This window comes from Arthrobacter sp. CC3 (genome assembly GCF_039907775.1).
In the GTDB taxonomy this organism is placed as follows: domain Bacteria; phylum Actinomycetota; class Actinomycetes; order Actinomycetales; family Micrococcaceae; genus Arthrobacter.
Genome location: NZ_JARCCY010000034.1, coordinates 13,499 through 35,690 on the forward strand (window position 1 = coordinate 13,499; position 22,192 = coordinate 35,690).

24 protein-coding genes are annotated in these 22,192 nt (G+C 65.4%); 19 read left to right on the plus strand and 5 right to left on the minus strand.

The window, feature by feature from the left end; genetic code table 11:
• Nucleotides 1-210 precede the first annotated feature (210 nt).
• From PV761_RS17900 to PV761_RS17910, 3 genes are all read left to right on the plus strand, one after another.
• Complete coding sequence (locus tag PV761_RS17900; protein WP_347898809.1) at nt 211-1,023, plus strand: hydrolase; 813 nt, start codon at nt 211-213, stop codon at nt 1,021-1,023.
• A gap of 399 nt (nt 1,024-1,422) precedes the next feature.
• Entirely contained in the window at nt 1,423-2,037 is a 615-nt protein-coding gene (locus tag PV761_RS17905; protein ID WP_028272950.1) for a carbonic anhydrase, read from the plus strand.
• Nucleotides 2,038-2,223: 186 nt separating this feature from the next.
• Nucleotides 2,224-2,541 carry a hypothetical protein gene (locus PV761_RS17910; protein WP_347898811.1) on the plus strand — a complete coding sequence of 106 codons (318 nt, stop codon included), beginning with the start codon at nt 2,224-2,226 and terminating at the stop codon, nt 2,539-2,541.
• A gap of 30 nt (nt 2,542-2,571) precedes the next feature.
• Here the strand turns inward: PV761_RS17910 and PV761_RS17915 are convergent, their stop codons facing one another.
• Together PV761_RS17915 and PV761_RS17920 are read right to left on the minus strand one after the other, a co-directional pair.
• Nucleotides 2,572-2,889, minus strand: coding sequence for a hypothetical protein (locus PV761_RS17915; RefSeq protein WP_347898813.1), 318 nt, complete (start codon nt 2,887-2,889; stop codon nt 2,572-2,574).
• Nucleotides 2,886-3,404, minus strand: a complete 519-nt coding sequence (locus PV761_RS17920) for a flavin reductase family protein (protein WP_347898815.1) — start codon at nt 3,402-3,404, stop codon at nt 2,886-2,888. Before PV761_RS17920 ends, PV761_RS17915 begins: the two co-directional genes overlap by 4 nt.
• A 228-nt stretch (nt 3,405-3,632) precedes the next feature.
• On the opposite strand from PV761_RS17920, the gene PV761_RS17925 reads away from it, so the two are divergent.
• From PV761_RS17925 to PV761_RS17935, 3 genes are all read left to right on the plus strand, one after another.
• Nucleotides 3,633-4,445, plus strand: a complete 813-nt coding sequence (locus tag PV761_RS17925; RefSeq protein WP_347898817.1) for an SDR family NAD(P)-dependent oxidoreductase — start codon at nt 3,633-3,635, stop codon at nt 4,443-4,445.
• A 72-nt stretch (nt 4,446-4,517) separates the two neighbouring features.
• Nucleotides 4,518-5,336, plus strand: a complete 819-nt coding sequence (locus PV761_RS17930; protein ID WP_028272737.1) for a hypothetical protein — start codon at nt 4,518-4,520, stop codon at nt 5,334-5,336.
• 90 nt (nt 5,337-5,426) lie between these two features.
• Nucleotides 5,427-5,813, plus strand: a complete 387-nt coding sequence (locus tag PV761_RS17935; protein ID WP_347898819.1) for a VOC family protein — start codon at nt 5,427-5,429, stop codon at nt 5,811-5,813.
• Nucleotides 5,814-5,825: 12 nt separating this feature from the next.
• On the opposite strand, the gene PV761_RS17940 is transcribed toward PV761_RS17935, so the two are convergent.
• Nucleotides 5,826-6,224, minus strand: a complete 399-nt coding sequence (locus PV761_RS17940; protein WP_347898821.1) for a hypothetical protein — start codon at nt 6,222-6,224, stop codon at nt 5,826-5,828.
• A gap of 210 nt (nt 6,225-6,434) precedes the next feature.
• Between PV761_RS17940 and PV761_RS17945 the strand changes: the two genes are divergently transcribed.
• From PV761_RS17945 to PV761_RS17960, 4 genes are read left to right on the plus strand one after another with little or no spacing between them, the layout of a single operon-like run.
• The gene (locus PV761_RS17945; RefSeq protein ID WP_347898823.1) at nt 6,435-6,992 is read left to right on the plus strand and encodes a DUF2809 domain-containing protein; all 558 of its coding nucleotides are present in this window, start codon (nt 6,435-6,437) and stop codon (nt 6,990-6,992) included.
• Nucleotides 6,993-7,020: 28 nt separating this feature from the next.
• A complete protein-coding gene (locus PV761_RS17950) occupies nt 7,021-8,295 on the plus strand; it encodes a glutamine synthetase family protein (RefSeq protein ID WP_347898825.1) in 1,275 nt (424 codons plus the stop codon).
• Nucleotides 8,295-9,437, plus strand: a complete 1,143-nt coding sequence (locus tag PV761_RS17955) for an amidohydrolase family protein (protein ID WP_347898827.1) — start codon at nt 8,295-8,297, stop codon at nt 9,435-9,437. Before PV761_RS17950 ends, PV761_RS17955 begins: the two co-directional genes overlap by 1 nt.
• Nucleotides 9,438-9,490: 53 nt before the next feature.
• A complete protein-coding gene (locus PV761_RS17960; RefSeq protein ID WP_347898829.1) occupies nt 9,491-10,018 on the plus strand; it encodes a DUF427 domain-containing protein in 528 nt (175 codons plus the stop codon).
• 85 nt (nt 10,019-10,103) lie between these two features.
• Here the strand turns inward: PV761_RS17960 and PV761_RS17965 are convergent, their stop codons facing one another.
• Nucleotides 10,104-10,883: a type 1 glutamine amidotransferase domain-containing protein gene (locus PV761_RS17965; protein ID WP_347898831.1), complete on the minus strand. Its 780-nt coding sequence runs from the start codon at nt 10,881-10,883 to the stop codon at nt 10,104-10,106.
• Nucleotides 10,884-11,066: 183 nt separating this feature from the next.
• Between PV761_RS17965 and PV761_RS17970 the strand changes: the two genes are divergently transcribed.
• The 6 genes from PV761_RS17970 (at nt 11,067) to PV761_RS17995 (ending at nt 17,694) form a co-directional block, all read left to right on the plus strand.
• The gene (locus tag PV761_RS17970) at nt 11,067-12,302 is read left to right on the plus strand and encodes a CaiB/BaiF CoA-transferase family protein (RefSeq protein WP_347898833.1); all 1,236 of its coding nucleotides are present in this window, start codon (nt 11,067-11,069) and stop codon (nt 12,300-12,302) included.
• On the plus strand, nt 12,303-13,178 hold the full coding sequence (locus tag PV761_RS17975; protein ID WP_347898835.1) for a hydroxymethylglutaryl-CoA lyase: 876 nt from the start codon (nt 12,303-12,305) through the stop codon (nt 13,176-13,178).
• 57 nt (nt 13,179-13,235) lie between these two features.
• Complete coding sequence (locus PV761_RS17980) at nt 13,236-14,669, plus strand: 2-hydroxycarboxylate transporter family protein (protein WP_231511410.1); 1,434 nt, start codon at nt 13,236-13,238, stop codon at nt 14,667-14,669.
• Between the two features lie 91 nt (nt 14,670-14,760).
• A complete protein-coding gene (locus PV761_RS17985) occupies nt 14,761-15,300 on the plus strand; it encodes a gamma carbonic anhydrase family protein (RefSeq protein ID WP_347898838.1) in 540 nt (179 codons plus the stop codon).
• A gap of 34 nt (nt 15,301-15,334) precedes the next feature.
• Entirely contained in the window at nt 15,335-17,020 is a 1,686-nt protein-coding gene (locus PV761_RS17990; RefSeq protein ID WP_347898840.1) for a thiamine pyrophosphate-binding protein, read from the plus strand.
• Between the two features lie 20 nt (nt 17,021-17,040).
• Nucleotides 17,041-17,694, plus strand: a complete 654-nt coding sequence (locus tag PV761_RS17995; RefSeq protein WP_347898842.1) for a helix-turn-helix domain-containing protein — start codon at nt 17,041-17,043, stop codon at nt 17,692-17,694.
• On the opposite strand, the gene PV761_RS18000 is transcribed toward PV761_RS17995, so the two are convergent.
• The gene (locus PV761_RS18000) at nt 17,691-18,737 is read right to left on the minus strand and encodes a LacI family DNA-binding transcriptional regulator (protein ID WP_347898844.1); all 1,047 of its coding nucleotides are present in this window, start codon (nt 18,735-18,737) and stop codon (nt 17,691-17,693) included. The genes PV761_RS17995 and PV761_RS18000 overlap by 4 nt on opposite strands.
• A 301-nt stretch (nt 18,738-19,038) precedes the next feature.
• On the opposite strand from PV761_RS18000, the gene PV761_RS18005 reads away from it, so the two are divergent.
• The 3 genes from PV761_RS18005 to PV761_RS18015 all read left to right on the plus strand — a co-directional run bounded on the left by PV761_RS18005 (nt 19,039) and on the right by PV761_RS18015 (nt 22,168).
• Nucleotides 19,039-20,004 carry a sugar ABC transporter permease gene (locus PV761_RS18005; protein ID WP_347898846.1) on the plus strand — a complete coding sequence of 322 codons (966 nt, stop codon included), beginning with the start codon at nt 19,039-19,041 and terminating at the stop codon, nt 20,002-20,004.
• Nucleotides 20,001-20,819: a carbohydrate ABC transporter permease gene (locus tag PV761_RS18010; protein WP_028272752.1), complete on the plus strand. Its 819-nt coding sequence runs from the start codon at nt 20,001-20,003 to the stop codon at nt 20,817-20,819. The genes PV761_RS18005 and PV761_RS18010 overlap by 4 nt, the downstream gene beginning before the upstream one ends.
• An 83-nt stretch (nt 20,820-20,902) precedes the next feature.
• The gene (locus tag PV761_RS18015; RefSeq protein WP_347898848.1) at nt 20,903-22,168 is read left to right on the plus strand and encodes an extracellular solute-binding protein; all 1,266 of its coding nucleotides are present in this window, start codon (nt 20,903-20,905) and stop codon (nt 22,166-22,168) included.
• Nucleotides 22,169-22,192: the final 24 nt, after the last annotated feature.

Consider the following 22,192-nt stretch of genomic DNA (forward strand, 5'->3'; position numbering starts at 1 on the left):
AGATCCCCTGCCCAACGTACCCGGTGCGCCGACCCAAGGCCTTCAAATCAGCGGATGCCATCAATCTACTCGCTGTGGCCAGGTCCGTCTTTTGTGTGGGGAATTCTCTTCCTTGGAGACTTTCGCGTGCCATAGTCTGGGCACTCGAGCCTGCGGCCGACGGAGAAGAAGGCGGCGAGCAGGACACAGGACGTTTGGAAGGGACCAGCCATGCTGATCTGCGCAACCTGCGGCGTCGAACGCGACGAACCTGTCCCGGCGCTCTGCCCGATCTGCGCCGATGAACGGCAGTACGTGCCCGAGGACGGACAAAAATGGCTCATGCTGGACGCGATGGCGCAGGAAGGCCAGCAGCTATCGCTGAAGGAGAACGAGCCAGGACTCTTCGGGATCCGGGCGGAGCCAAAAGTCGGGATCGGCCAGACTGCCCAGCTTGTGGTGACACCGGAGGGTTCGCTGCTGTGGGATCCGGTCGGATATGTCGACGACATTGCTGCGAAGGCTGTGCTCGAGCGGGGCCCGGTCCTGGCCATCGCCACGAGCCATCCGCACATGTTCGGCGTGCAGGTCGAGTGGTCGCACCGGCTCGGTGGCGTCCCGGTCCTTGTGGCGGATGCAGACCGGCGATGGCTGGGCCGCCATGATCCGATGATCGAATATTGGGCGGGCAGTCACAGTGTCGCCGCAGGGTTGACCCTCCACCAGACCGGTGGGCACTTCCCCGGCAGCGCGGTGGCGCAGTGGGCTGCAGGAGCCGGCGGCAGAGGAGTCCTGCTAACCGGTGACAGCGTGTTTCCGAATTCGGACCGCCGCTCGATCGCGTTCATGCGAAGCTACCCGAATCATTTGCCGCTTTCCGGCGCGGTGGCCCTGCGCATCGCCGCGCAGCTGGAAGACCTCGAGTTTGACCGGATTTACGGCAACTTCAACAATGCAATCGCGTACGGAGCCAGGGCCGTTCTGCATGATTCTGCGCAAAGGCACAACGCGTGGGCGCGAGGAGACTTCGACGATCTGACCTGACCCGACCAGTACTGGCATGCACTGGCGGCGGCCGCGGTGGCGCTCCTAGACTTGCCTTGGCAATGGGGATAGTGGGCGAGCCTCAGATCGGAGCAGACCATGCTCAGGGCCCTGCTGTGCAAATTGAATCTCCGTCACGATTGGCACGAAGAGCACACCGAGGACGGGGGCCGATACAAGCGCTGCACGCGCTGCGGCAGGGATGACGACCGCGGCGGTGGCGGGACCGGCGCCGGCGGCGCCTGGGCGGGGCCGGCCGGGATGGGCTAAGCCAAACCCCCGCGTTCAGCCTTCCCCCAACCCGTCCCGCACACCACCCGGAAGCGGACCTCCCTCTGTGGGTCGGCGCTCTGTGGGTCGGCGCGCCCCCTACAGGCACGCCCCTTTACAGTAAGTAGGGTGAGCAGCAGAATCAGCACCTACGAGGCATGGCAGCGGCTGCTTGACGGCAACGAGCGTTTCGTCACGGAAGCTTCGCTACACCCGAACCAGAACGCCTCCCGCCGCAGCGAGCTGGTGAACACCCAAAATCCGTTCGCAGTCATCTTTGGCTGTGCGGACTCCCGACTCGCCGCGGAGATCATCTTCGACGTCGGCCTCGGCGACGTTTTCGTGGTGCGCACAGCCGGGCACGTGATCGATGACGCCGTTCTCGGCTCGCTGGAGTACGCGGTCTCGGTTCTCAACGTCCCGCTGATCGTCGTCCTTGGTCATGACAATTGCGGCGCAGTCACGGCCGCGAAGGAAGCCGTGGAAACCGGAGAGTCGCCCCCGGGCCACATCCGCGACCTGGTGGAACGGATCACACCGTCGGTGCTGAGGTCGATCCGTGAGGACAAAACTGACGTCAACGACATGGTGGTCGAGCACGTCAAGCAGACCGTGCGCCGGCTGATGGACAGTTCACGGATGATCTTCGACGCGGTGGACAATTACTCCGCCGCGGTGGTCGGCGTCGCGTACCGGCTCGAGGAGGGCCGGGCGCAGCTCGTCTCCACAGCCGGCGTCCTCTAGGAACCTGGCGAGGCCTGTGCCTCCCGTCGCCGGATAGAACGTGGCGGGCGGGCTTTCTGTCGCCGGCATGCCCCCATTTTGGTGCCCGTTGGCACTCGCCAACGTCCTCTCTTCCCCGTCCCGGAACCGCGTTTTCGTTGCGGAAAATGACCCCGCTTTGCGCCGTGCGAACCGCAGTGACAGTACATGTCAGACAACTTCAGCCCCGGCCCCTTGCGCTTCCAGGGTGATGCAAGACGTCCTCACACGGACCGGCACGACGACGTCCAGCGACTTCTCGACGACGGCACCTCGGCGGACCTCGGGGCTCGCTGGAATGCGGTGGTGGCGGCAGCGGCAGCACTGGCGCAGACTCCCCCGCGGCTCACTCCGGCCCATCTCGAGGCCCTGCAGGATGAGGGGCTGGATCCGCTGGAGCTCGCCGACGTGATCCATGGCAGTGCGTTCTTTAACTGGGCGAACCGGCTGATGCTCTCGCTGGGCGAACCCGAGCAGCCGGCTTAGGCAGCAACGAAGAAGGTGGGCACCCGGGTGTCACCACGGCGTCCTCGGGACAGAGTGCAGGCGGACGCCGTCACGCTTGCCATGCATCTGGCGGCCGGAGCCTTCCAGGCTCACCACCCAGGCAATTCCGGAGTCGGGCGTCTTGGCATCCACCCGGCCGAGGTATGGCAACCCTGCGGGCGGAATGACGTGGACGGTTGCCCCCACCTCTATTCCAGACCAGTCCTGCGCGGGGTGGTCCGGGACGCTGTCCCGGAGGCCAAGAACGCCAGCACTGGTCGTGGCGCCGGCGGCCGGCTGCTCAGGGCGGCGCCGCAGCCGGCGGGTCCCTGACTTGGCCCGTGTCATGCGGCGCTTTCCAGCTGCCCGGCCCGGGACGGCACGCCGTCGAAATAGCCGCCCTTGAAGAAGAGCAGCGGCCCGGCACCGTCCCGTGCACCCAGGGCACGGACCGACCCCACCACAATGGTGTGGTCGCCGCCGTCGTACTCCCGGTACAGCTCGCAATCCACCCACGCAAGGGCCTGATCCAGCACCGGATTACCCAGCGGCGACACCGAAAACCCCACACCGGCGAACTTATCGGTGCCCGAACGGGCAAACTGCGCGGCAAGATGCCGGTGCCCGGCCGGAAGGATGTTCACCGTGAACCGGCCCGCGGCCCGCAGCAGCGGCCAGGTGCTGGAACTGCGGGCCGGACTGAACGTCACCAGCGCCGGATCCAGGGAAAGGGACGAAAAGGACTGGCAGGTGAACCCGGCCGGGCCGTTCTCCGTCGCAGCCGTGACCACCGTCAGCCCGGAGGCGAAATGGCCCAGCACGTGACGCAGGCGCTGCGGAGTGAGATCAAAATGTTCGGTCATGTTCTATCCCTTTCAAGGCCGGTCACCCAAACCAACCACCCGCCCCGCACCCCGTTCAACCGGGAACGAAACGCACCGACGCGCAACGCAACCTGGCTTCACCGCCCGAAGCACAAAGTAACCAACGGGGGACGTGATTCTTCGTCCAGTCCATATTGCTGGCCCGGGGACTCAGGCCCCGCGTATCGTGGAAATCGAAGGTTTGAGGGTGGGCAGGGGCCGCGTCGCATGACCAACGATGGTGATCGCACCGAAGCGCAGACGGGATACGTGGCGCTTGTGACTGGCGCGAGCCGAGGGGTAGGCCGAGGGGTCGCGCTGGGCCTTTTGTCAGCGGGCTTTCGTGTGTATGGCACGGGGCGCTCGATCGACCGGGCGGATCTGCCGAGGGAGGTGCGACGAGTGCGCTGCGACCATCTCAGCGACGAGGAGACGGCCAGTGTCTTTGACGTGATCCGGTCCGAGTGCAGCTCCCTCGACCTCGTCGTCAACTGCGCCTGGGGCGGCTACGAGAAGATGGTCGAAGGCGGCGCGTTTACGTGGACTGCCCCGTTTTGGGAACAGCCGATGCACCGCTGGTCCGGCATGATGGACGCCGGCGTCCGGGCGGCCTTCGTTTGTTCGGCGCACGCGGCGCGCATGATGACAACGCGGCACCAAGGCCTAATCGTCAACATCAGCTTCTGGGCAGCGCAGCGCCACCTCGGCAACACCATCTACGGCATCGCCAAAGCGGCGACGGACAAGATGACGTCCGATATGGCGGTCGAGCTGAAGCCGTTCGGTATACCGGTGATTGCGCTCTACCCCGGTCTGGTGCGAACCGAGGCGGTTCTGGCAGCGGCGGAAAGTGGCGCGTTCGATCTCTCCACCAGCGAAAGCCCCGAGTTCATCGGCCGGGTGATCAACGCGCTGTTCCGCGACCCGAACCTAATGTCGCGCACCGGCCAGGTGCTCGTCGCCGCGGCGGTTGCGAAGGAACTCGGCGTACTGGACATCGATGGAACTTCGCCGCCAGTGCTGACTCTGGCGGACATCTAATCCGGTGCCTGGGCCATGCGTGCCATCCCTGCAGGACCCAATTCCGCCTCATCGCGATAAACTGGACCGATCATGATCGGTGCCCCGCTCCGTCGTCTTCTGATCCGGGTAGTCATCCTGGCGACCCTCCTCTCGGCCTGTACGCCCGCGACCAGACTCGATGAGACCACCACCGGTCAACCAATCCAGACCTCTTCAGCCCCGCCAGCCGCCCCCGCCGACGTCCCCGTTCCAAGGCTGACCCCGTCCCCGGCCCCGACATCGATTCCCGCGCCGCCCCCGGTGCCCCAAGCGTTCGCCCTCAACCTCTACCGGGAAGGGGACTTCGTCCCGCAGTACACGTTTGAGTGGTGTGTGGCGGCGAGCATCCAGATCATGCACAACCTCATCGACGACGCAGGGGCCGGCACGTGGACCGACAGTGCCCAGCAAGGTGAGCTCTGGGAGATGGCCCGGGCACGGTCGTTCAACTCGTTCAACGGTGCCAACCCCTTGGGCTGGGCGCAGGTGCTGAACGAGCTCGGAATGGGGCCGTACGCCGTCGTCAGCGTCGCTGACTACGGCGAAGCGCTGCGGACCGCGGCGCGTGCCATCGCCGAGACGGACCGGCCGGTCGGGCTGGTCCTGTGGCGCGGCCGCCACGTATCGGTGATGAGCGGCTTCGAATCCCTCGGCGATCCCGACCAGTTCCCGGAGTTCTCTGTCACCGGAATCCGCGTCCAAGATCCGCTCTACCCGTACGGCGGCGTGCAGTGGGGACCGTCCCCGGCGCCCAACAGCCTGCTCACCCCCGAGCAGTTGGCCACGCAGTTCGTCGTCCGCGAACCGCGGCGCTGGAGCACCGATATCCCGACCGGCTACCTGCTGGTGCTGCCGGTCGCCAAGGCCTGACCAGACCTTCAAGGAAGAAGCCGGCGCTCCTGAAACCTGAGAAGTGCCGGACGTAGATGGTTGCAGACAAAATCACCCGAGGAGGTCTCCATGACAGTCGCTTTCAACCACACCATCGTCTATGCAACGGACAAACAGCGCTCGGCAAGCTTCCTGGCGAGCGTGCTTGGACTGCCGGCACCCCACGTCATGTGGTCCTTTGTGACCGTTGCGTTGGACCACGGGGTGACCCTCGATTTCGCCACGACTGACCGGCCGATCTCCCCGCAGCACTACGCCTTCCTGGTCAGCGAGGAGGACTTCGACGGAATTTTCGCCAGGATCCAGGCCGAGAACGTCCCCTACTGGGCGGACCCGGGACGGTCCCGCCCGCAGCAGATCAACCACAACGACGGTGGACGCGGCGTCTACTTCGCGGACCCTGACGGGCATTTCCTGGAGGCGATCACGCGTCCGTACGGATCGGATGGTGCTTGACAGCACAGGCGGTCAGCCGAAGGCTTCCTTCGCCTGGGCACGAATGGCCCCGATCACCGGGCCTGACCCCTGGATGCGGTACACATCGATTGGCTTGGATCCCAGTTGCGCGTTGTGGCTGCACATCCAGACCATGGCCTGGGCAGGCGTGAAAGCACCGTGGAGATGACCTACCAGGGCGTCGAGGTCCGCCAACTGAAGCCTGCCATGCACGTCCGGCGCATCCTGGGCAGATGCCCAGCGGCCCAGGAGCTCTTCGCTGACCCCCAGCAGCGGTGCCGCGGCGTCCGCGCCCAACGATCCAATGAGCCGTTCGGCGATCGCCTTCGGGCTGTAGCCGGGGGCGTCCCTCAGCTCAGAAAGGCTGGCAAAAACTGTGGTGACAGACAACGCCGGTTCTTCAGCGCTCATGTGCTGAACCTGTTCCATGACTCAGTCTTGTCCTTTGGCGTCCCGTTGGACTAGGGCCACAGGACCTCCCGGGCCCGGGCGGCCGTTGACATCCCGGCAGGACCCTTTCTGCCGGCCCGTGAACCTAGGCAAGGCCCTGAGCTAGGCTGAACGCGTTGATTCCCGTGGATCCGCATCAGGGATGGAAAGTGCAGATTCGACAATGGGGGCTTGGGCAATGATCTGGCTGGGAACAGCGGCGGTGCTGGGGCCATGAGCGATTCCGTCGAACCGGGGCGCTCAATAACAAAACGGGCTTGGCTGTGCATTGCCGGGCTGATGAGCGTTGTGCTTGGGCTGAGCATTCGCACCTTCAGCGATGCGGCATGGACAGGTCCTGCGGGTGATGGCCTGTACGCGGTAATGGTCTATGTTCTCGTGGCAATCGTGATTCCGTCGAAGTCCAAGGCACTGATTGCTGCCGCTGCCCTTACTGTCTGTGTCATGATCGAGCTCCTCCAGCTCACTGGACTTCCTGCCGAGCTCGGGCAATCCTGGCCACTCCTTCGGCTGGTCCTTGGAACCACGTTCGGCACCGCGGATTTGCTGGCCTACACCGGTGGTGCTGCAGTCGCCTACATCGTGGACCGGATGTCGGCCACGGTGGTGGCTGCCGTCGCCACCACTAGGCGCTGGACAGAAGGTGCAGAATGTCCCTATGAGCGATGGTTCGGGTTTCCCTGCTCTCGACGCGACCGGCCCGGATCCGGAAGCGGACCGGCTACATGAGGCTGGCGTTCGGCTGGTCTTAGGATCCATGGTGAACGCGGCCGGAATCACGCTTGCCAAGAGCGTCCCGGTGGCCCGGGTCGACGCCTTCCACAGGGCCGGCATGGGTGCCGCTCCGGTCTGGCACGTGTTCTGCATCGACGGCGAAATCGCCTTCACCGACAGCATCAGTGCCGTTGGCGATCTGCGCTTGAGGATCGATCCCGACGCGTTGCGCAGCCTCGGAGGCGGCCTGGCGTGGGCACCCGCGGACATGTTCCTTCAGGACGGGAGCCGGGATCCGGCCTGTCCGCGGGGCACGCTCGCCCGTGTCCAGGAGCGGGTCAGGAACGCCGGCTATCACGCTCTCGTGGGCCACGAGCTGGAATTCGTGCTTGTGGCCGCCGACGGCACAGCGCTCGACGACGCCCCCTGGGCTCCGTACGGACTCACCGGATTGCTGGACCGGGAGCAGTTCCTGGCAGAGGTGGTGGCTGCCATGAACGATTCGGGTGCCCAGGTTGAGCAGCTTCACGCGGAATACGGCCGCAACCAGTTTGAGCTTTCACTTGCCCCGAAGGATCCACTCGCAGCAGCGGACACCGCAGTGCTGGCAAAGATCGTTGTCGGCAGGGTCGCCCGTGCACACAAGCTGCAGGCCTCCTTCTCTCCCGCACCTTTCCCCGGCTCGGTGGGCAATGGCGCCCACCAGCACTTCTCCTTCTCCCGTGGCGGAACACCCCTCTTCAGCGGCGGTTCCGGTCCGCACGGCATCACCGAAGAGGGCGGAGCCGCGATCGGCGGAATCATCCAAGGGCTTCCGGAGGTGCAGGGACTGCTCACCGGTTCCATCCTGTCCGGCATGAGGCTCGCACCCGGGGCATGGTCGGGCGCGTTCTTGTGCTGGGGCCTGGAAAACCGTGAAGCATCCGTCCGTTTCGTCGAGGGCGGTGTGAGCAACCCGCACGGTGCCAGTGTCGAAGTCAAGGTCATCGACCCGTCCGCCAACGTCTACCTGGCCACTGCCGCCATCCTGTCCCTCGCGCTCGAGGGCATCACCAGCGGCAGCAGCCTGCCCAATGAAATTCCCGGCGACCCAACCCGTCTTACCGCGGCGGAAAGGGACGCCGCAGGGATCGGCACCGTCCCGGACTCGCCCGCGGCCATCATCACGTCTCTGGACAACTCCGCGTACGCCCGAAGGCTGCTGGGCAACGAGGTGGTGGACACCACGGTGGCGGTGCGGCGCCATGAGCAGGAGGCGCACGGGGCCAAGGACCCCGAGGAACTCGGAGCCCTCTTCCGCCTGGCCTGGTCCATCTGATGACGGAGTCATTCGCCGGGTTTGTCGAAGACGTGCGGCTCATCGACCATCACGTGCACGGCGCGTACGGGGCCGATAGTGGCGAGGAACGCTTTCAGAACTCGCTCAACGAGGGCAACAGCGAACTCCTCGCCGAACCTTCGGCGGCCTATGAATCCCAGCTGGGGTTCGCCTTGCGCCGCTGGTGCGCCGAGATCATTGACTTGCCCCGGCATGTCACGGCCGAGCTCTACTGGCGGCGCCGCAGCGAACTCGGCGAACTGGAAATCAGCCGACGGATGACCCGGGCTGCGGGAGTGAGCCACTGGCTAATCGATACGGGATTCAAGACCGTTGGGATGCTCGATCCACGTGGGATGGCGGAAATTGCCGGGGCCACCGTCCACGAGATCGTACGACTGGAGACCCTCGCCGAAACCCTGATCCAATCGGACCAGGATCCGGGCGGCTACGTGGACGCGTTCACCGGACTGCTGGCCAGCCATGCCCCTATTGTCGTGGGGGCAAAGTCGGTTCTTGCCTACCGGGCCGGCTTCAATCATGACCTCAGCCGGCCGCCGGCAGACCGCGACGTCGCCGCGTCCGCAAGGCTGTGGCGGCAGCGGATCGAGTCCGGTGGGGCGGTGCGCCTCGATGACCCCACCCTCATCGGTTTTGGCCTGCACTGCGCGATCTCCCTCGGGCTTCCACTCCAACTCCATGTCGGGTTCGGGGACCGGGAGCTGGACCTTGACCGGGCCAACCCCCTGCTTCTGCTCGACTTCCTCCGGTCGGTGGAGGCCAGCAAGGTCCCGGTCCTGCTCCTGCACTGCTACCCGTTTGAGCGTGAAGCGGGTTATTTGGCCCAGGCCTTCGACAACGTCTACCTCGACGTCGGCCTGGCGGTGAACCACCTTGGGGTCCGGAGCCGGAGCCTCATCGCGCGCTCCTTCGAACTCGCCCCGTTCACTAAGATCCTCTACTCGTCCGACGCCATCGGCCCGGCTGAACTCCACTACCTCGGCGCCCGGCTGTGGCGCAACGCGATCACCGCCGTCTTCGGCCGGTGGATTGACGACGACGAGTGGTCGGAGGCCGATGCCCGCCGCGTGGTGGAGCTGGTCGCGCGGGACAACGCCCGAAGGGTCTACGGGCTGCCATAACGGCCAGTACCGGCCCCGGATACACCGGGACCGGAACATGGCACCATAGGAACATGGTTCCTCCTCAGGGTTTATCCGGCTTCTTTCGGCGTCCCCAGCCCGTCAAACCCCTGGCCGGCCAGGAATCGGTGTGGGACTACCCGCGGCCGCCGAGGGTCGAGCCGCGCTCCGAACGGGTGATCGTGCGGCTTGGCGGGCAGGTGATTGCCGACACCACCGACGCAGTGCGCGTCCTGGAGACCAGTCATCCGCCTGTCTACTACCTGCCAATGGACGCCTTCCCGGCCGGCGCACTCGTCCCGGCCGGAGGCACCAGCTTCTGCGAGTTCAAGGGAGAAGCGCACTACTTCGACGTTGTTGCCGGCGGAGTCACTGCTCCCCGTGCCGGATGGACCTACCCGGAACCCACCCGTGGCTTCGAGGCGCTCAGCACCCGGGTGGCCCTCTACCCCGGTTCCATGGATTCCTGCGAGGTCAACGGCGAGCAAGTGACCGCCCAGGAAGGCAACTTCTACGGCGGCTGGATCACCCGGCAGATCGTTGGGCCGTTCAAGGGTGCCCCGGGTACCGCCGGGTGGTGAGCACACAGCTCCCGCGCCGGCAAAACGTACCTGGCTCTTCAGCGGGCTACTGGTCCGTGGGCTGCTGGTCCGTGGGCAGCGTGCGTTAGTGCTCGGTGCCTGCCGCAGCAGCCTTCCTGGCGTTCTTGTCGGCGTCCTTCTCGGCGCGCAAGGCCTCCGCGTCGTGCTGTTCCTCGGCTTTTTCCTGGTGGATGAGCTCTGCGAAGAGCTTTTCCATTTCCTTGGCCACGCCGGCAGCTGACGCCGGATTCTGGCCGGTCACCAGCCGGTCGTCCACTACGACCTTCTCCTGAAAGACATCAGCGGAGACGTGTGTGGCGCCCTGTTCCTCAAGCCGGTCAGCCAAAGAGAACGGGATGACCTCGTCCTTCCCCACGGCAACCTCCTCCTCGTTGGTGAAGGCGGCCACCTTCCTGCCCTCGACGAGTCGCAGCCCGTTAGCCAGTTCCACGTTCAGCAGGCCCGCCGGTCCGTGGCAGACCGCGCCCACCAAACCGCCGGCGTTGTAGACACTGGCTACGAGGTTCTGCAAGCCCTTGCTGTCCGGGAAGTCCCACATGGTGCCGTGCCCGCCCACGAGGTAGACGGCGTCGTACTGGCCGGGATCAACGACGTCCACGCGGGCTGTGTTGTAGAGGCCGGCACGCGTGGTTTCGTCCTGCGTGAACGCAACCTGGATGGGATCTTCCGAGTCCACCTCGTCGCGCGGGGGCTGGCCGCCCTGGATGGACGCAAAGTCGACGAAATGCCCGGAATCCTTGAAGACCTTCCAGGGATGTGCAGCTTCGGCCACGTTGTAGCCGGTCTTCTCTCCGGTATCGCCGATCTCGGAAACGCTGGTCAGTACCATGAGGATTTTCTTCATGAAGTGCTCCTTTGTCTCAGTTCCACCCTACGCCCAGCCCAATTCGAGTCCTCCCAACCGCTACATCACGTTCGGCCAAGGTGTTGCGCCGGTCACATTGCCCTGCTATCGTCTATCCGCCCAATGACAAGCATCTCCCACTGAGTGGGAAGTCTTGCACTCGAAGACGCAGGCAGGAATCACATGACGCAGGAACTTTCTTTGGAGGGCAACTCCCTCCCGCTCCAGGGCATCCGTGTGCTGGAGCTCGGCAGCTTTATCGCGGCGCCGTTCGCCGCCCGGCTTTTTGGGGACTTCGGCGCGGAAGTCATCAAGATTGAAAAGCCCCAGGGCGGTGACGAGCTGCGGGATTGGCGCAAGACCCGTGGCACCACCTCCATGCTGTTCCGCACGATCGGCCGCAACAAGAAGTCGGTGGCCCTGGACCTCCGTTCCGAGGCGGGACGCGAAGCGGTCAAGAAGATCGCGGCACAGTGCGACGTTGTCATCGAAAACTTCCGTCCGGGCACCCTCGAGAAGTGGGGGCTCGGCCCGGAGGTGCTCCAGGAGCTCAACCCGGACCTGGTGATGGTGCGGATCTCCGGTTACGGCCAGACCGGACCGTACAAAAACCGCGCCGGTTTTGGCAGCTCCGCGGAATCCTTCGCCGGCCTGCGGTACATCACCGGTGAACCGGACCGTCCCGCTGGGCGTGCGGCGGCCAGCGTCGGCGACACCGTGGCCGGTTTGTACGGGGTCATCGGTGCCCTCATGCTGATGTTCCAGAAGGCCCGCGGGCTGCCCCCCGGCCCGTCGCAGGTGGTGGACGTCGCCCTCTACGAAGGAGTGTTCAGCCTCCTCGAGTCGCTGGTCCCTGACTACGACGCGTACGGAATGGTCCGGCAGCGCACCGGCGGCGCCCTGCCCGGCGTCGTACCAACCGGCTCCTACCTGTGCCAGGACAACCTGGAGGTGGTCATCGGCGGCAACTCCAATTCCGTGTTCGTCCGCCTCATGCGGGCGATCGGCCGCGAGGACCTGGCCGAGGACGAATCGCTGCTTGCTACGGAGGCCCGGGGCGCCCGGGAGGAAGAACTGAACGGTGCCATCTCCGCCTGGACGGGCAGCATGCCACTGACCGAAGTGCTGGACAAACTGGACGACGCCGGGGTCCCCGCGGGTCCCGTCTACGACGCACCCAGCATCGCCGTGGACAAGCATTACCTTGCCCGAGACATGATCCAGACCCACGAAGTGGTCATCGACAACGAACCCGAGCTGATCCGCTTCCCCGGAGTTGTCCCCAAGATCCCGGGACACGAAGGCCGCGTCAAATGGGTCGGGCCTGATCTGGGCCAGCACACGGAAGAGGTCCTGCAGGAACTTGCCGGCATGACCGCCGGCGAAATTGCCGGCCTCGGACTGCAGGGGGTGCGCTAAATGAAGGTGGAAATCACCGACGTCTTCCTGCGCGACGGCCTCCAGGACGAACCGGTCATTGTGTCAGCAGCGCACAAACTCGAAATCTCCGAGGCCCTGATCGCAGCAGGGCTCCAACGCATCGAAGCGGCGTCCTTCGTCAACCCGAAACGCGTGCCGCAGATGGCCGACGCCGCCGACATCATTTCCACCCTGCCCGCAGTTCACGGCGTGACCTTCACCAGCCTGGCGCTCAACGGAAAGGGCATTGACCGGGCCGTGGCCGCAGGCGCAACCGATATCCAGGTGGTCACCTCCGCCAGCCAGGCGCACAGCAACGCCAACGCAGGGCAGGCCATCGAAGACGCCCTCGCCGGCATCAGCGAGGCAGTTTCCCGGTACCCGGAGGTCCGTTTTTTCGCCGGGATCTCCACTGCTTTCACGTGCCCGTTCGAGGGCAGCATCGACCCCGGCTACCTGCTGCGTGTGGTCCGCGCCTTCAAGGACATGGGAATCGCCGACGTCGGGCTGGCCGACACCTTGGGCACCACTCCCACCGCGCGGGTGATGGCCAGCCTGCACACAGTCCGCGACGCCGAACCTGAGCTGACCTACTACCTGCACCTCCACAACGCCCACGGCCAGGCACTGGCCACCGCCAGCGCTGCGGCGGGAACCGGCGTCGTCCGTTTCGACGCCGCACTCGGCGGCTACGGCGGCTGCCCGTTCGCGCCCGGCGCTCACGGCAACATCGCCACCGAGGAACTGGTCAGGCACCTGCACGCCGAAGGCCACGAAACCGGCATCAGCGAGGACCGCCTCGCTGAAGCGGTCAGGCTCGCCCGCGGGATCCTCCTGCGCTCCCCCGCCGCCGGGCTGCTGGACCCTGCCCGCTAACCCCCAACCGCACAACATTCCCGCTATCAATTCCTACTCACCGTTTTGGAGACGAAGATGTCTACAAGCCCGCGCACCACGGAATTTCCCACCGAACCAACGGACACGGCCATGAACGAACCCTCCCCCGGCCCCGCCGGGGGCATCGAACACCCGGTGACCCGGACCGCTGGCCCACGTCCCGGGACCCACTATCCCGGCCGGCAAGGCTTCCGCATCGCCAGCCTTCCCGCCCCGCTGTACCTCGTCCTCGCAGGCCTTGTCCTGACCGCCGCCCTGACCGGCAACCTCCCCGACACGATGGTGGCCGGCTTTGCCACCACCATCCTGCTCGGCGGCCTGTTCATCTGGATCGGGAACCTGTTCCCCGTGGTCCGCGACTTCGGGCTGCCGACCGTCCTGTGCACCTTCGCTCCCGCCACCCTGGCCTTCCTCGGCCTGATGCCCGGGAACCTGGTCACCGTGGTACAGAACTTCATCGACGGCCACGGCTTCCTGGACTTCTTCGTCGTCGGCATCATCGCCGGTTCCATCCTGGGCATGCCACGGGCGCTCCTGCTCAAGGCAGGACCACGCTTCGCGGTGCCCATCGTGGGTTGCCTCATCGCCACCTTCGTCCTGGTGGGGCTCATCGCTGCCCTGACCGGCTTTGGGTTCATCGAAGGGATCCTCTTTGTCGCCGCGCCCATCATGGCCGGCGGGCTGGGCGTCGGCGCCCTGCCGATGTCCGAGATGTACGCCTCAGCCACCGGCGGCGACTCCGCCACCTTCATGGGTGACCTCATGTCCGCCGTGGTCATGGCCAATGTCGTCTGCATCCTCATCGCCGGCGTCTATAACGGACTGGGCAAGCGCAAAAAGCAGCTCTTCGTCGGCTTCAACGGGCACGGCCAGCTCCTGCGGATCAAAGGCCGCTCGGACGAGCTCACCCTGCCTCCGAAGCGGGACACCTCCTCCTTCATCGCCCTGGGCAAGGGCCTGCTCATCGCCGGCAGCCTCTTTGTCTTCGGCAACCTCGCCGCGGGATTCCTTCCCGGGCTGCACCCCTACGCCTGGGCCATCATCGCCGCCGCCGCCGTCAAGATCTTCGGGTTGCTCCCCCAGGACGTCGAGGACTCCACCGCGGACTGGGGCGACCTGATCGGCGCCGTCCTGGTTCCCGCACTCCTGGTGGGCGTCAGCCTCACCTACATCGACATCACCGACGTGCTCGCCTCGCTCAGCAACCCGCTGTTCATCCTCCTGACCATCTGCACGGTCGTCATCGCCACCCTGACCTCCGGCATCCTTGGATGGCTGGTCAAGTTCAACTTCGTCGAAGCCTCCATCACACCCGGCCTGGTGATGGCGGACACCGGCGGTAGCGGTGACGTGGCGGTCCTCAGCGCGGCGAACCGCATGCACCTCATGCCGTTCGCGGCCCTGACCAACCGCCTCGGCGGTGCGCTGGTCCTCTTCGTGACCTCCCTGATCGTCCCGTTCCTCGGCTAGCTGCCTGTTCACCCGGCACCACGGAATTACGACGGCGGCGCCCCGCACCTTCCGCGGGGCACCGCCCCTCCACCCCAGCAAAGGAAAACCCATGACTTCGCACATCCTGGCCATCGACGGCCGCAACCCCGCACTCTCGGAAGATGCGTGGATAGCCCCCACCGCCGTCGTCGTCGGCTCGGCAACCATAGGTGCCGGCACCGGAATCTTCTACGGCGCCGTGGTGCGGGCGGACATGGAGGACATCAGCATCGGCGCCGGCAGCAACATCCAGGACGGCGCCGTCATTCACGCCGACCCGGGCTACCCGGCACGCGTTGGCAGCCGGGTCAGCGTGGGGCACGGGGCCGTGCTGCACGGCTGCACCGTCGGGGACGGGACGCTGATCGGAATGAATGCGACGGTCCTGAACGGCGTCGTCATCGGCGCCGGCTCCCTGATCGCAGCCAACGCCCTGGTGCTCGAAGGTATGGAGGTCCCGCCGGGATCGCTCGTGGCGGGCGTCCCCGGAAAGGTGCGCCGCCCGCTCACCCCCGAAGAAATCAAGCACTGCCGCCAAAACGCCGCCACCTACCTCGAGCTCACCAGGAAGCACCGCGGCGCCGCTCGGCTGGTCCCGTCCGGCAGCTAGCGCCTTGCCCGAACCCAGGAACATGAAGGAAACCATGATCATCACCAGCACAGAACCTGCAACCGACGCACCCGCCCTCCCGGACGAAGGCCACGTATCCGCGGTCGTCGCGGACGTCCTAGCGGAGCGGGCCGGACATCTGTTCGGCCTGATGGGCAACGGCAACGCCCACCTCATCAGCCGGCTCACACGCCGGGGTTTTCCCTTCACATCGGCCCGGCACGAGGCTGCCACCGTGGCCATGGCGGACGCGTACCACCGGGCGACCGGAAGCATTGCCGCCGCCACCACCACCTACGGCGCCGGCTTCACCAACGCGTACACCACCCTCGCCGAGGCGCGGATGGCCCGCATCCCGCTGGTCCTCGTGGTGGGAGACGCGCCCTCCACCGGCCCGAGACCCTTCGACGTCGATCAGGCCAAGGCAGCAGAGGCAGTCGGTGTAGTGACCTTGGTGGCCGGCCCGGGCAACGCCGCCGCCATCACCCACCGCGCGTTCGACCTCGCACTGCAGAGCGTCCAGCCCGTGATCGTGGCCATTCCCTATGACCTCGCCACCGCCCCGCCTTCAGTTCCGGAACCGCTCGAGCCCCTGCCGGCAAAGCCTGCGTGGCCCGCAGAACCGGGAGACCTGGACCGCGTCGCCGGCCTGCTCGCAGCAGCGGAACGGCCGCTGATCCTGGCAGGGCGGGGCGTCCTGCTGGCACAGGCGGCTGAACCCCTGCGCGGCGTGGGAGACCGGCTCGGCGCGCTCTACATGACATCAGTCATGGCGGCCAACGCGTTCAACAGCCCGTGGGACCTCGGCATTGCCGGCGGGTTCACCCGCAGCCACCGCCTGGCCGTCGCGCGCCAGGCCGACGTCGTCCTGGTGGTGGGAGCCAGCCTGAACACCTTCCAAACACGCTACGGAAAACTGTTCCCGGACGGCACCAAAATTGTCCGGGTGGACAACGAACCGGACCCGGGACAGCCGGCGGCGGAGTACATCCGGGCGGACATCCTCCCGTTCATCGAGGGCCTGCTGAAACGCGTCCGCACCGCCTCGTCTTCCACCTGGCGTGACCACGTGCCGGAGGTATCCCGGGCCGAGTTCCGGTCCTCCGTGCCCAGCGAGGACCCGGGCGAGTTCGGACCGGATGGACGGCTAAACCCACGTGCCGTCGTGGCCGCACTGGACCGCATCCTCCCGGCCGAACGCTCTGTGGTCATGGACGGCGGCCACTTCATCTGCTGGGCGCCCATGTACCTGACCGTGCCGGACCCGCACGCCATGGTGCTGGTGGGCACCGCCTTCCAATCGATCGGCCTGGGCTTCGGGTCCGCGGCCGGCGTCTCGGTGGCCCGACCGGAGCGCACCACCGTCTTGGTCAGCGGCGACGGCGGCGGGCTGATGGGGCTCGCCGACTTCGAGACTTTCCTCCGGGCCACCCGAAAAGGTGTGGTGGTGGTGCTCAACGACTCGGCCTACGGAGCGGAGCTTCACCAGTACGCCGCCAAGGGACTCCACGACCAGGCGATGCTGATCGACGAAGTGGACTTCGCCGCCGTCGGGCGTGCACTGGGCGCCCAGGGCGCCAAGGCCCGCACCCTGGCCGACCTTGGCCAGCTGCAGGAGTGGCTTGGGTCCCGCCAGGAAGGCGTTTACGTCCTGGACGTGGCGATCTCCCAAAAAGTGGTGGCCGAGTTCATGGCTGAGTCCGTGGCAGCCAAAGGCTAGCGACGCCATAAGCTGGCCACATGCCCTCTAGCGACACCAACGGAACCAACCGCACGCTCGAACGTGCCGCCGCCATCCTCGATGCCGTGGGCCGGTCCTCGGCGTCGGCCAGCGAGCTGTCCCGGCGCACCGGCCTGTCGCTGTCGACGGCGCACCGCCTTGCGCTGCAGCTCGCCGACTACGGCTTCCTCCGCCGAACCGAAGGCGGCGCGTTCCGGCTCGGGGACCGGTTCGTCAGGTCAGCTCTCGAAAATGCGGGAATACCCGCCCTCAACGACCTCCGCGACCAGACCGGCGAAACAGCACAGCTATGGGTGCGCCGGGGTGACGACCGCGTTTGCCTGCTCAGCGTCGACAGCCGGCACGAACTCCGCGCCACCCTGCCTCCCGGCTCCAGGCTGCCCCTCCCCCAAGGGTCCAGCGGCCGGCTCCTCGCCGCGGAGGAGGATGCCCTGGCAGAACTGGCCGCCAGGGGCTGGATTGAATCGATAGGTTCCCGCACGCCCGGCCTGGGCTCCGTCAGCGCCCCCGTGCGCACCGACGACGGAATCATCGCCGCAGTCTGCCTCGCCATGCCGCTGGCCAGGGTCTCTGAGACCCCGGGCAAGGACCACGGCAACCTGGTGGTGCAGGCGGCGGAGCGCATTGCCGAAGCAGCCCGGCGACGGACCTAGCCCTTACCCACCTCAAGCAGGGGCGCCGCACTGGTCTCGCGCGGCACCAGGACCGGCAGCACGCTGCTGTTCACGGCCTCGGCCCTGCCGCCCACACGCTCCAGCAGGAGGCGTCCGGCGGTTGAACCCATGTTGAGGCCTGATTGATCGACCGTAGTCATCGAGATCGGCGCCAGCGACGTGGTGAAGATGTTGTCAAAGCCCGCCACGGATATTTCGTCCGGCACCCGGATGCCCGCGTTCCACAGTGCCGTCAGGACACCGAACGCAGCAACGTCGCAGCCGGCAAACACAGCCGTAGGCCTCTCTTTCCGGGACAGGATCAACCGGCCCGATTCCTCGCCCCCTTCCTGGCTCCACTGCGATTGGATGATGTCAATGGCGTCCCCCAGGCCGTGACGGATCATCGCATCGACATACCCGCGGACGCGGACCTCCTCAGGGAGCCTGGCGTCGTTCGTTCCGGTCGTCGTGTGGTTGACGTAGGTAATCTGCCGATGCCCGAGGGACACTAGATGGTCAACTACGAGGTTCGCACCGGCAAAGTCGTCGGCGGCGACGGAATCGAACTCCGGGCTGGCCCCGTGGCGGCCGAGTACGACAACAGGGATTTTCTTGGCCAGTTCCTCCAGCTCGGCGTCAGTGCCGAGGGGGGAAATCAGGACGATTCCGTCCATTGCCCGGTCGATCAGGTCTTCGACCATGCGGTCCTGGGCGTCCTTGCCCGAGCCCGCAGGAGCCACCAGCAGCCGGTACTTCTGCCGTTCGCACTCCCGCCTGATGCCTTCGACGAGCAGCGATGAGAATTCGTTGTGCAGGTCCGCGACGACGACGGCCACGGTGTACGTTCGGCCGCGCATGCCACGGGCGGAGGCCAGCGGCCGGTATCCGAGTGCCTTCATGGAAGCCTGCACCTTGGCCTTCATTTCCGGGCTAACACCGTAGGCGCCGCGAAGCACTTTGGACGCGGCGGCGGTGGAAACACCCGCGTGGGCTGCAACGTCCACGATCGTGGGCCGCTTGGTCACGGAACTCCTGCTCATCGCGCCTCCTTGAGCTGCGTTGATGGTGATCACCCCTTCTTATCGCATAAGTAGCGACGACCCCTTGGCAGATCGCCATGTTGTGATCTACGCTATAAAAAGTGTATAACGTACTACACGGATTCAGCGAGAATGTGCTTACATCTTCGTAGAACGTATTACTGGAAACATCACACCGGACACCCCCATCGCGAAGAGCCGAAGCTCAGGCCGCGCAACTTTCTCTGAAACGTTTCAGAGCGGGTGGGTTTCACCTCCGCCAGAGGCGGAGACGTCCTCGACGAAGAGAATGGAGAATGCGATGACCCAACGTGAACTCGCAGACCCCCGCACGGGGGACCCTGGCCGTTCCACGACACCCCAGCCGCCCGGGCCTGCCCGGCCGAGCAGACGCCGGGCAGGCGTCGGCACAAGGGCGCCGTGGTGGTTCCTGCTGCCGGCGCTGGCGCTGTTCACCCTGGTTGTCGTGATCCCCAGCTGGCGCGGGGCGTTCTACTCACTGACGGACTGGGACGGGCTGTCTCCGCGTTTCGACTTCGTCGGACTGGACAACTTCTTCCGCGTCTTCCGGGACTCCGCTACCGGCGCATCAATCATGAACACCGCCCTATACGCGCTCGGCATCACGGTGGTTCAAAACTTCATCGGCCTGCTTTTGGCGCTTGGCGTCAACTCCGCCATCCGCTCCCGCAACTGGCTCCGGGTCCTGTTCTTTGCACCGGCGGTGGTTACGCCACTCGTTGTGGCAAACCTCTGGCAGTACATCCTTGCCCCCCAAGGGGCGCTGAACATCGCCCTTCGAGCGATCGGCTTGGACTTCATGGCCCAGGACTGGCTCGGAAACGCCCAACTGGCGTTGCCGGCAATTATCTCCGTAGTGGTATGGCAGTTTGCCGGATACTCCATGGTGATCTTCCTGGCGGGCCTCCAAAGCATCCCGGAGGACATCTACGAAGCCGCCAGCCTCGACGGGGCCGGGTCTTTCAAGACCTTTTGGAACATCACCCGGCCCCTGCTGGCTCCGTCCATGACCATCAACCTCATGCTGTCACTCATCGGCGGCCTGAAGCTGTTCGACCAGGTGCTGATCATGACCCAGGGCGGGCCGGGAAGCGCCACCGAAAGCCTGAGCACTATCGCCTACAAGGACGCCTTCCAGTTCCAGCTGTTCGGATACAGCACCGCCCTGACGCTGGTCCTGAGCGCGTTCGTCGCGATCGCTTCCATCATCCAGTTCACCCTGCTCCGCCGAGGAGAAGACAAATGAAGCGCTACACCCTGAAGACGGGCGTCCTCGAGGTCGTCATGATCCTTGTCGCCCTGCTGTTCGCGGCCCCGGTATACGTACTGCTGAACACCGCCCTTAAGCCGGGAGGCGTAACAACGTCCCTGGCGCCCGTCCAGAACCCGTCGTTCGACAACTTCGTCACCGCATGGGTCAGCGGAGGACTGGGGCCCGCAATGGTCAACAACATCGTCATCACCGTCGTGTCAGTTTTCCTGATCGTCGTGATCAGCGCCTCCGCAGCCTACCCGCTGGCCCGCATAACCCGGACCTGGTCCAAGCTGACATTTGCGTTCTTCCTGGGCGGGCTGCTCATCCCCGGCCTGCTGGCGCTCATCCCGCTGTACACGACCTTCCGGGACCTGCAACTGATCGGGTCGATCTGGGGTCTGATCATCATCTACGTCGGTGCACAGATGCCCTTTTCCATCTTCCTCTACGTTCAGTTCCTGCGGTCACTTCCCCTTGATTTCGAGGAAGCAGCCACCCTGGACGGCGGAAGCCCGTTCCGGGTCTTCTGGCAGGTCGTGTTCCCGTTGATGCGCCCCATCACAGGCACCGTCGTCATCCTGAACACAATCCATGTCTGGAACGACTTCTTTACCCCTCTCCTTTACCTCTCGGGTAGCGGAACGAACACCATCCCGATCGCGATCTACTCCTTTACCGGGCAGTACGTGAACCAGTGGGGAACGATCTTCGCCGCCCTCATCATCGGGGTCGTCCCCCTCCTGATCTTCTACTTCCTCCTGCAGCGAAGCATCATCAAGGGCTTCGCAGGAGGTCTGAAGGGTTGAGCGCAGCACGCACGCAACATCCCCGCCCAACCAGCACCACCCGCCGTCCACACCCCCCAACCCATGCCTTTCAAGGGAGAATCATGCGTCACAAGAATGTCCTCACCGCCATCGGGGTGATAGCCGCCGTCGGCATCTCGCTCACCGGATGTTCCTCAAACCCGCCTGCAGCCAGCTCAAGCGGCACAGTCACCGTGGCCCGGCTGTCCGGCTCCGATGAGAAGTGGAAGGCAATCGCCGACAAGTTCCACGAACTCAACCCGGACCTGACGATCGAATACACGGTCATCCCCACGGACAGCTACAACCAGCAGATGGGCACCCGCCTCTCGGCAGGAACCGCCACCGACGTCCTGAACGTCTTCCCTGGCAGCGGAAACGCCACTGCCGTACGCACCCTTGCCAAGAACGGCTACCTCGCGGATCTGTCCGGCGAAAGCTGGGCTTCCGGCCAGCCTGGGTCCACCACTGCCCCGACCAGCTACGAGGGCAAGAGGTACATGTTCACCGACGTGGCCACGGCCAACACCCTGGGCGGCGTCTACAACGCCAAGGCTTTGCAGGACGCCGGACTGAAGATCCCCACAACCTACGCCGAAGTCCTGGGCTTGTGCGCCGACGCGCAAAAGGCCGGCAAGGTGGCCTATGCCCTGGGCGCACAGACCCAATGGGTCACCCAGCTGGTTACCTACGCCCTGGCGGCCACGGACGTCTACGCCAAGGATCCGGACTTCAACCAGAAGCAACTCAACAAGGAAGCCACCTTCCAGGACAGCAGCTGGGCAGACGCCATGACCAAGTACAAGGAAATGTACGACAAGGGCTGCTTCAACAAGGACGCCCTGGGCACCTCAGTGGACAGCCAGACCGCCATGGTGGCCGACGGCCGCGCCCTCGGCGCCATCCAGATTTCGACAATGGGCAACTCCATGACAAAAGCGAATCCCGATTTGAAGATCCAGCTGGCGCCCCTTCCGGCAACCGACACAGCAGCCGACACCCGCTTGGCTTTCGGACTCGGAGTGGGCTGGGGCGTCAACGCCAAAGCCAAAAACGCCAACGGCGCGAAAAAGTTCCTCGAATTCCTGGCCGGCAAAGAAGGCAGCGCCATGAACGCCGACAAGTTCGGCGTGGCTCCCGGAGGCGTGATCGAGGCCAACGACGTCAACAGGCTCGAGGTTCCCTTCGTCGAAGAAGGAAAGACTGTTCCGTTCCCTGACGTTGACTGGCCGTCACCCCAGGTACAGAACCTTCACCTGACGGGTGTCCAGGAGATGCTCGGCGGATCCAAGGCCCCGAAGGACGTCCTGACCTCAATGCAGGAAGCCTTTACCGGCGCACTGAAATAGGACCGGCAGAGGGGCGGCCATCAA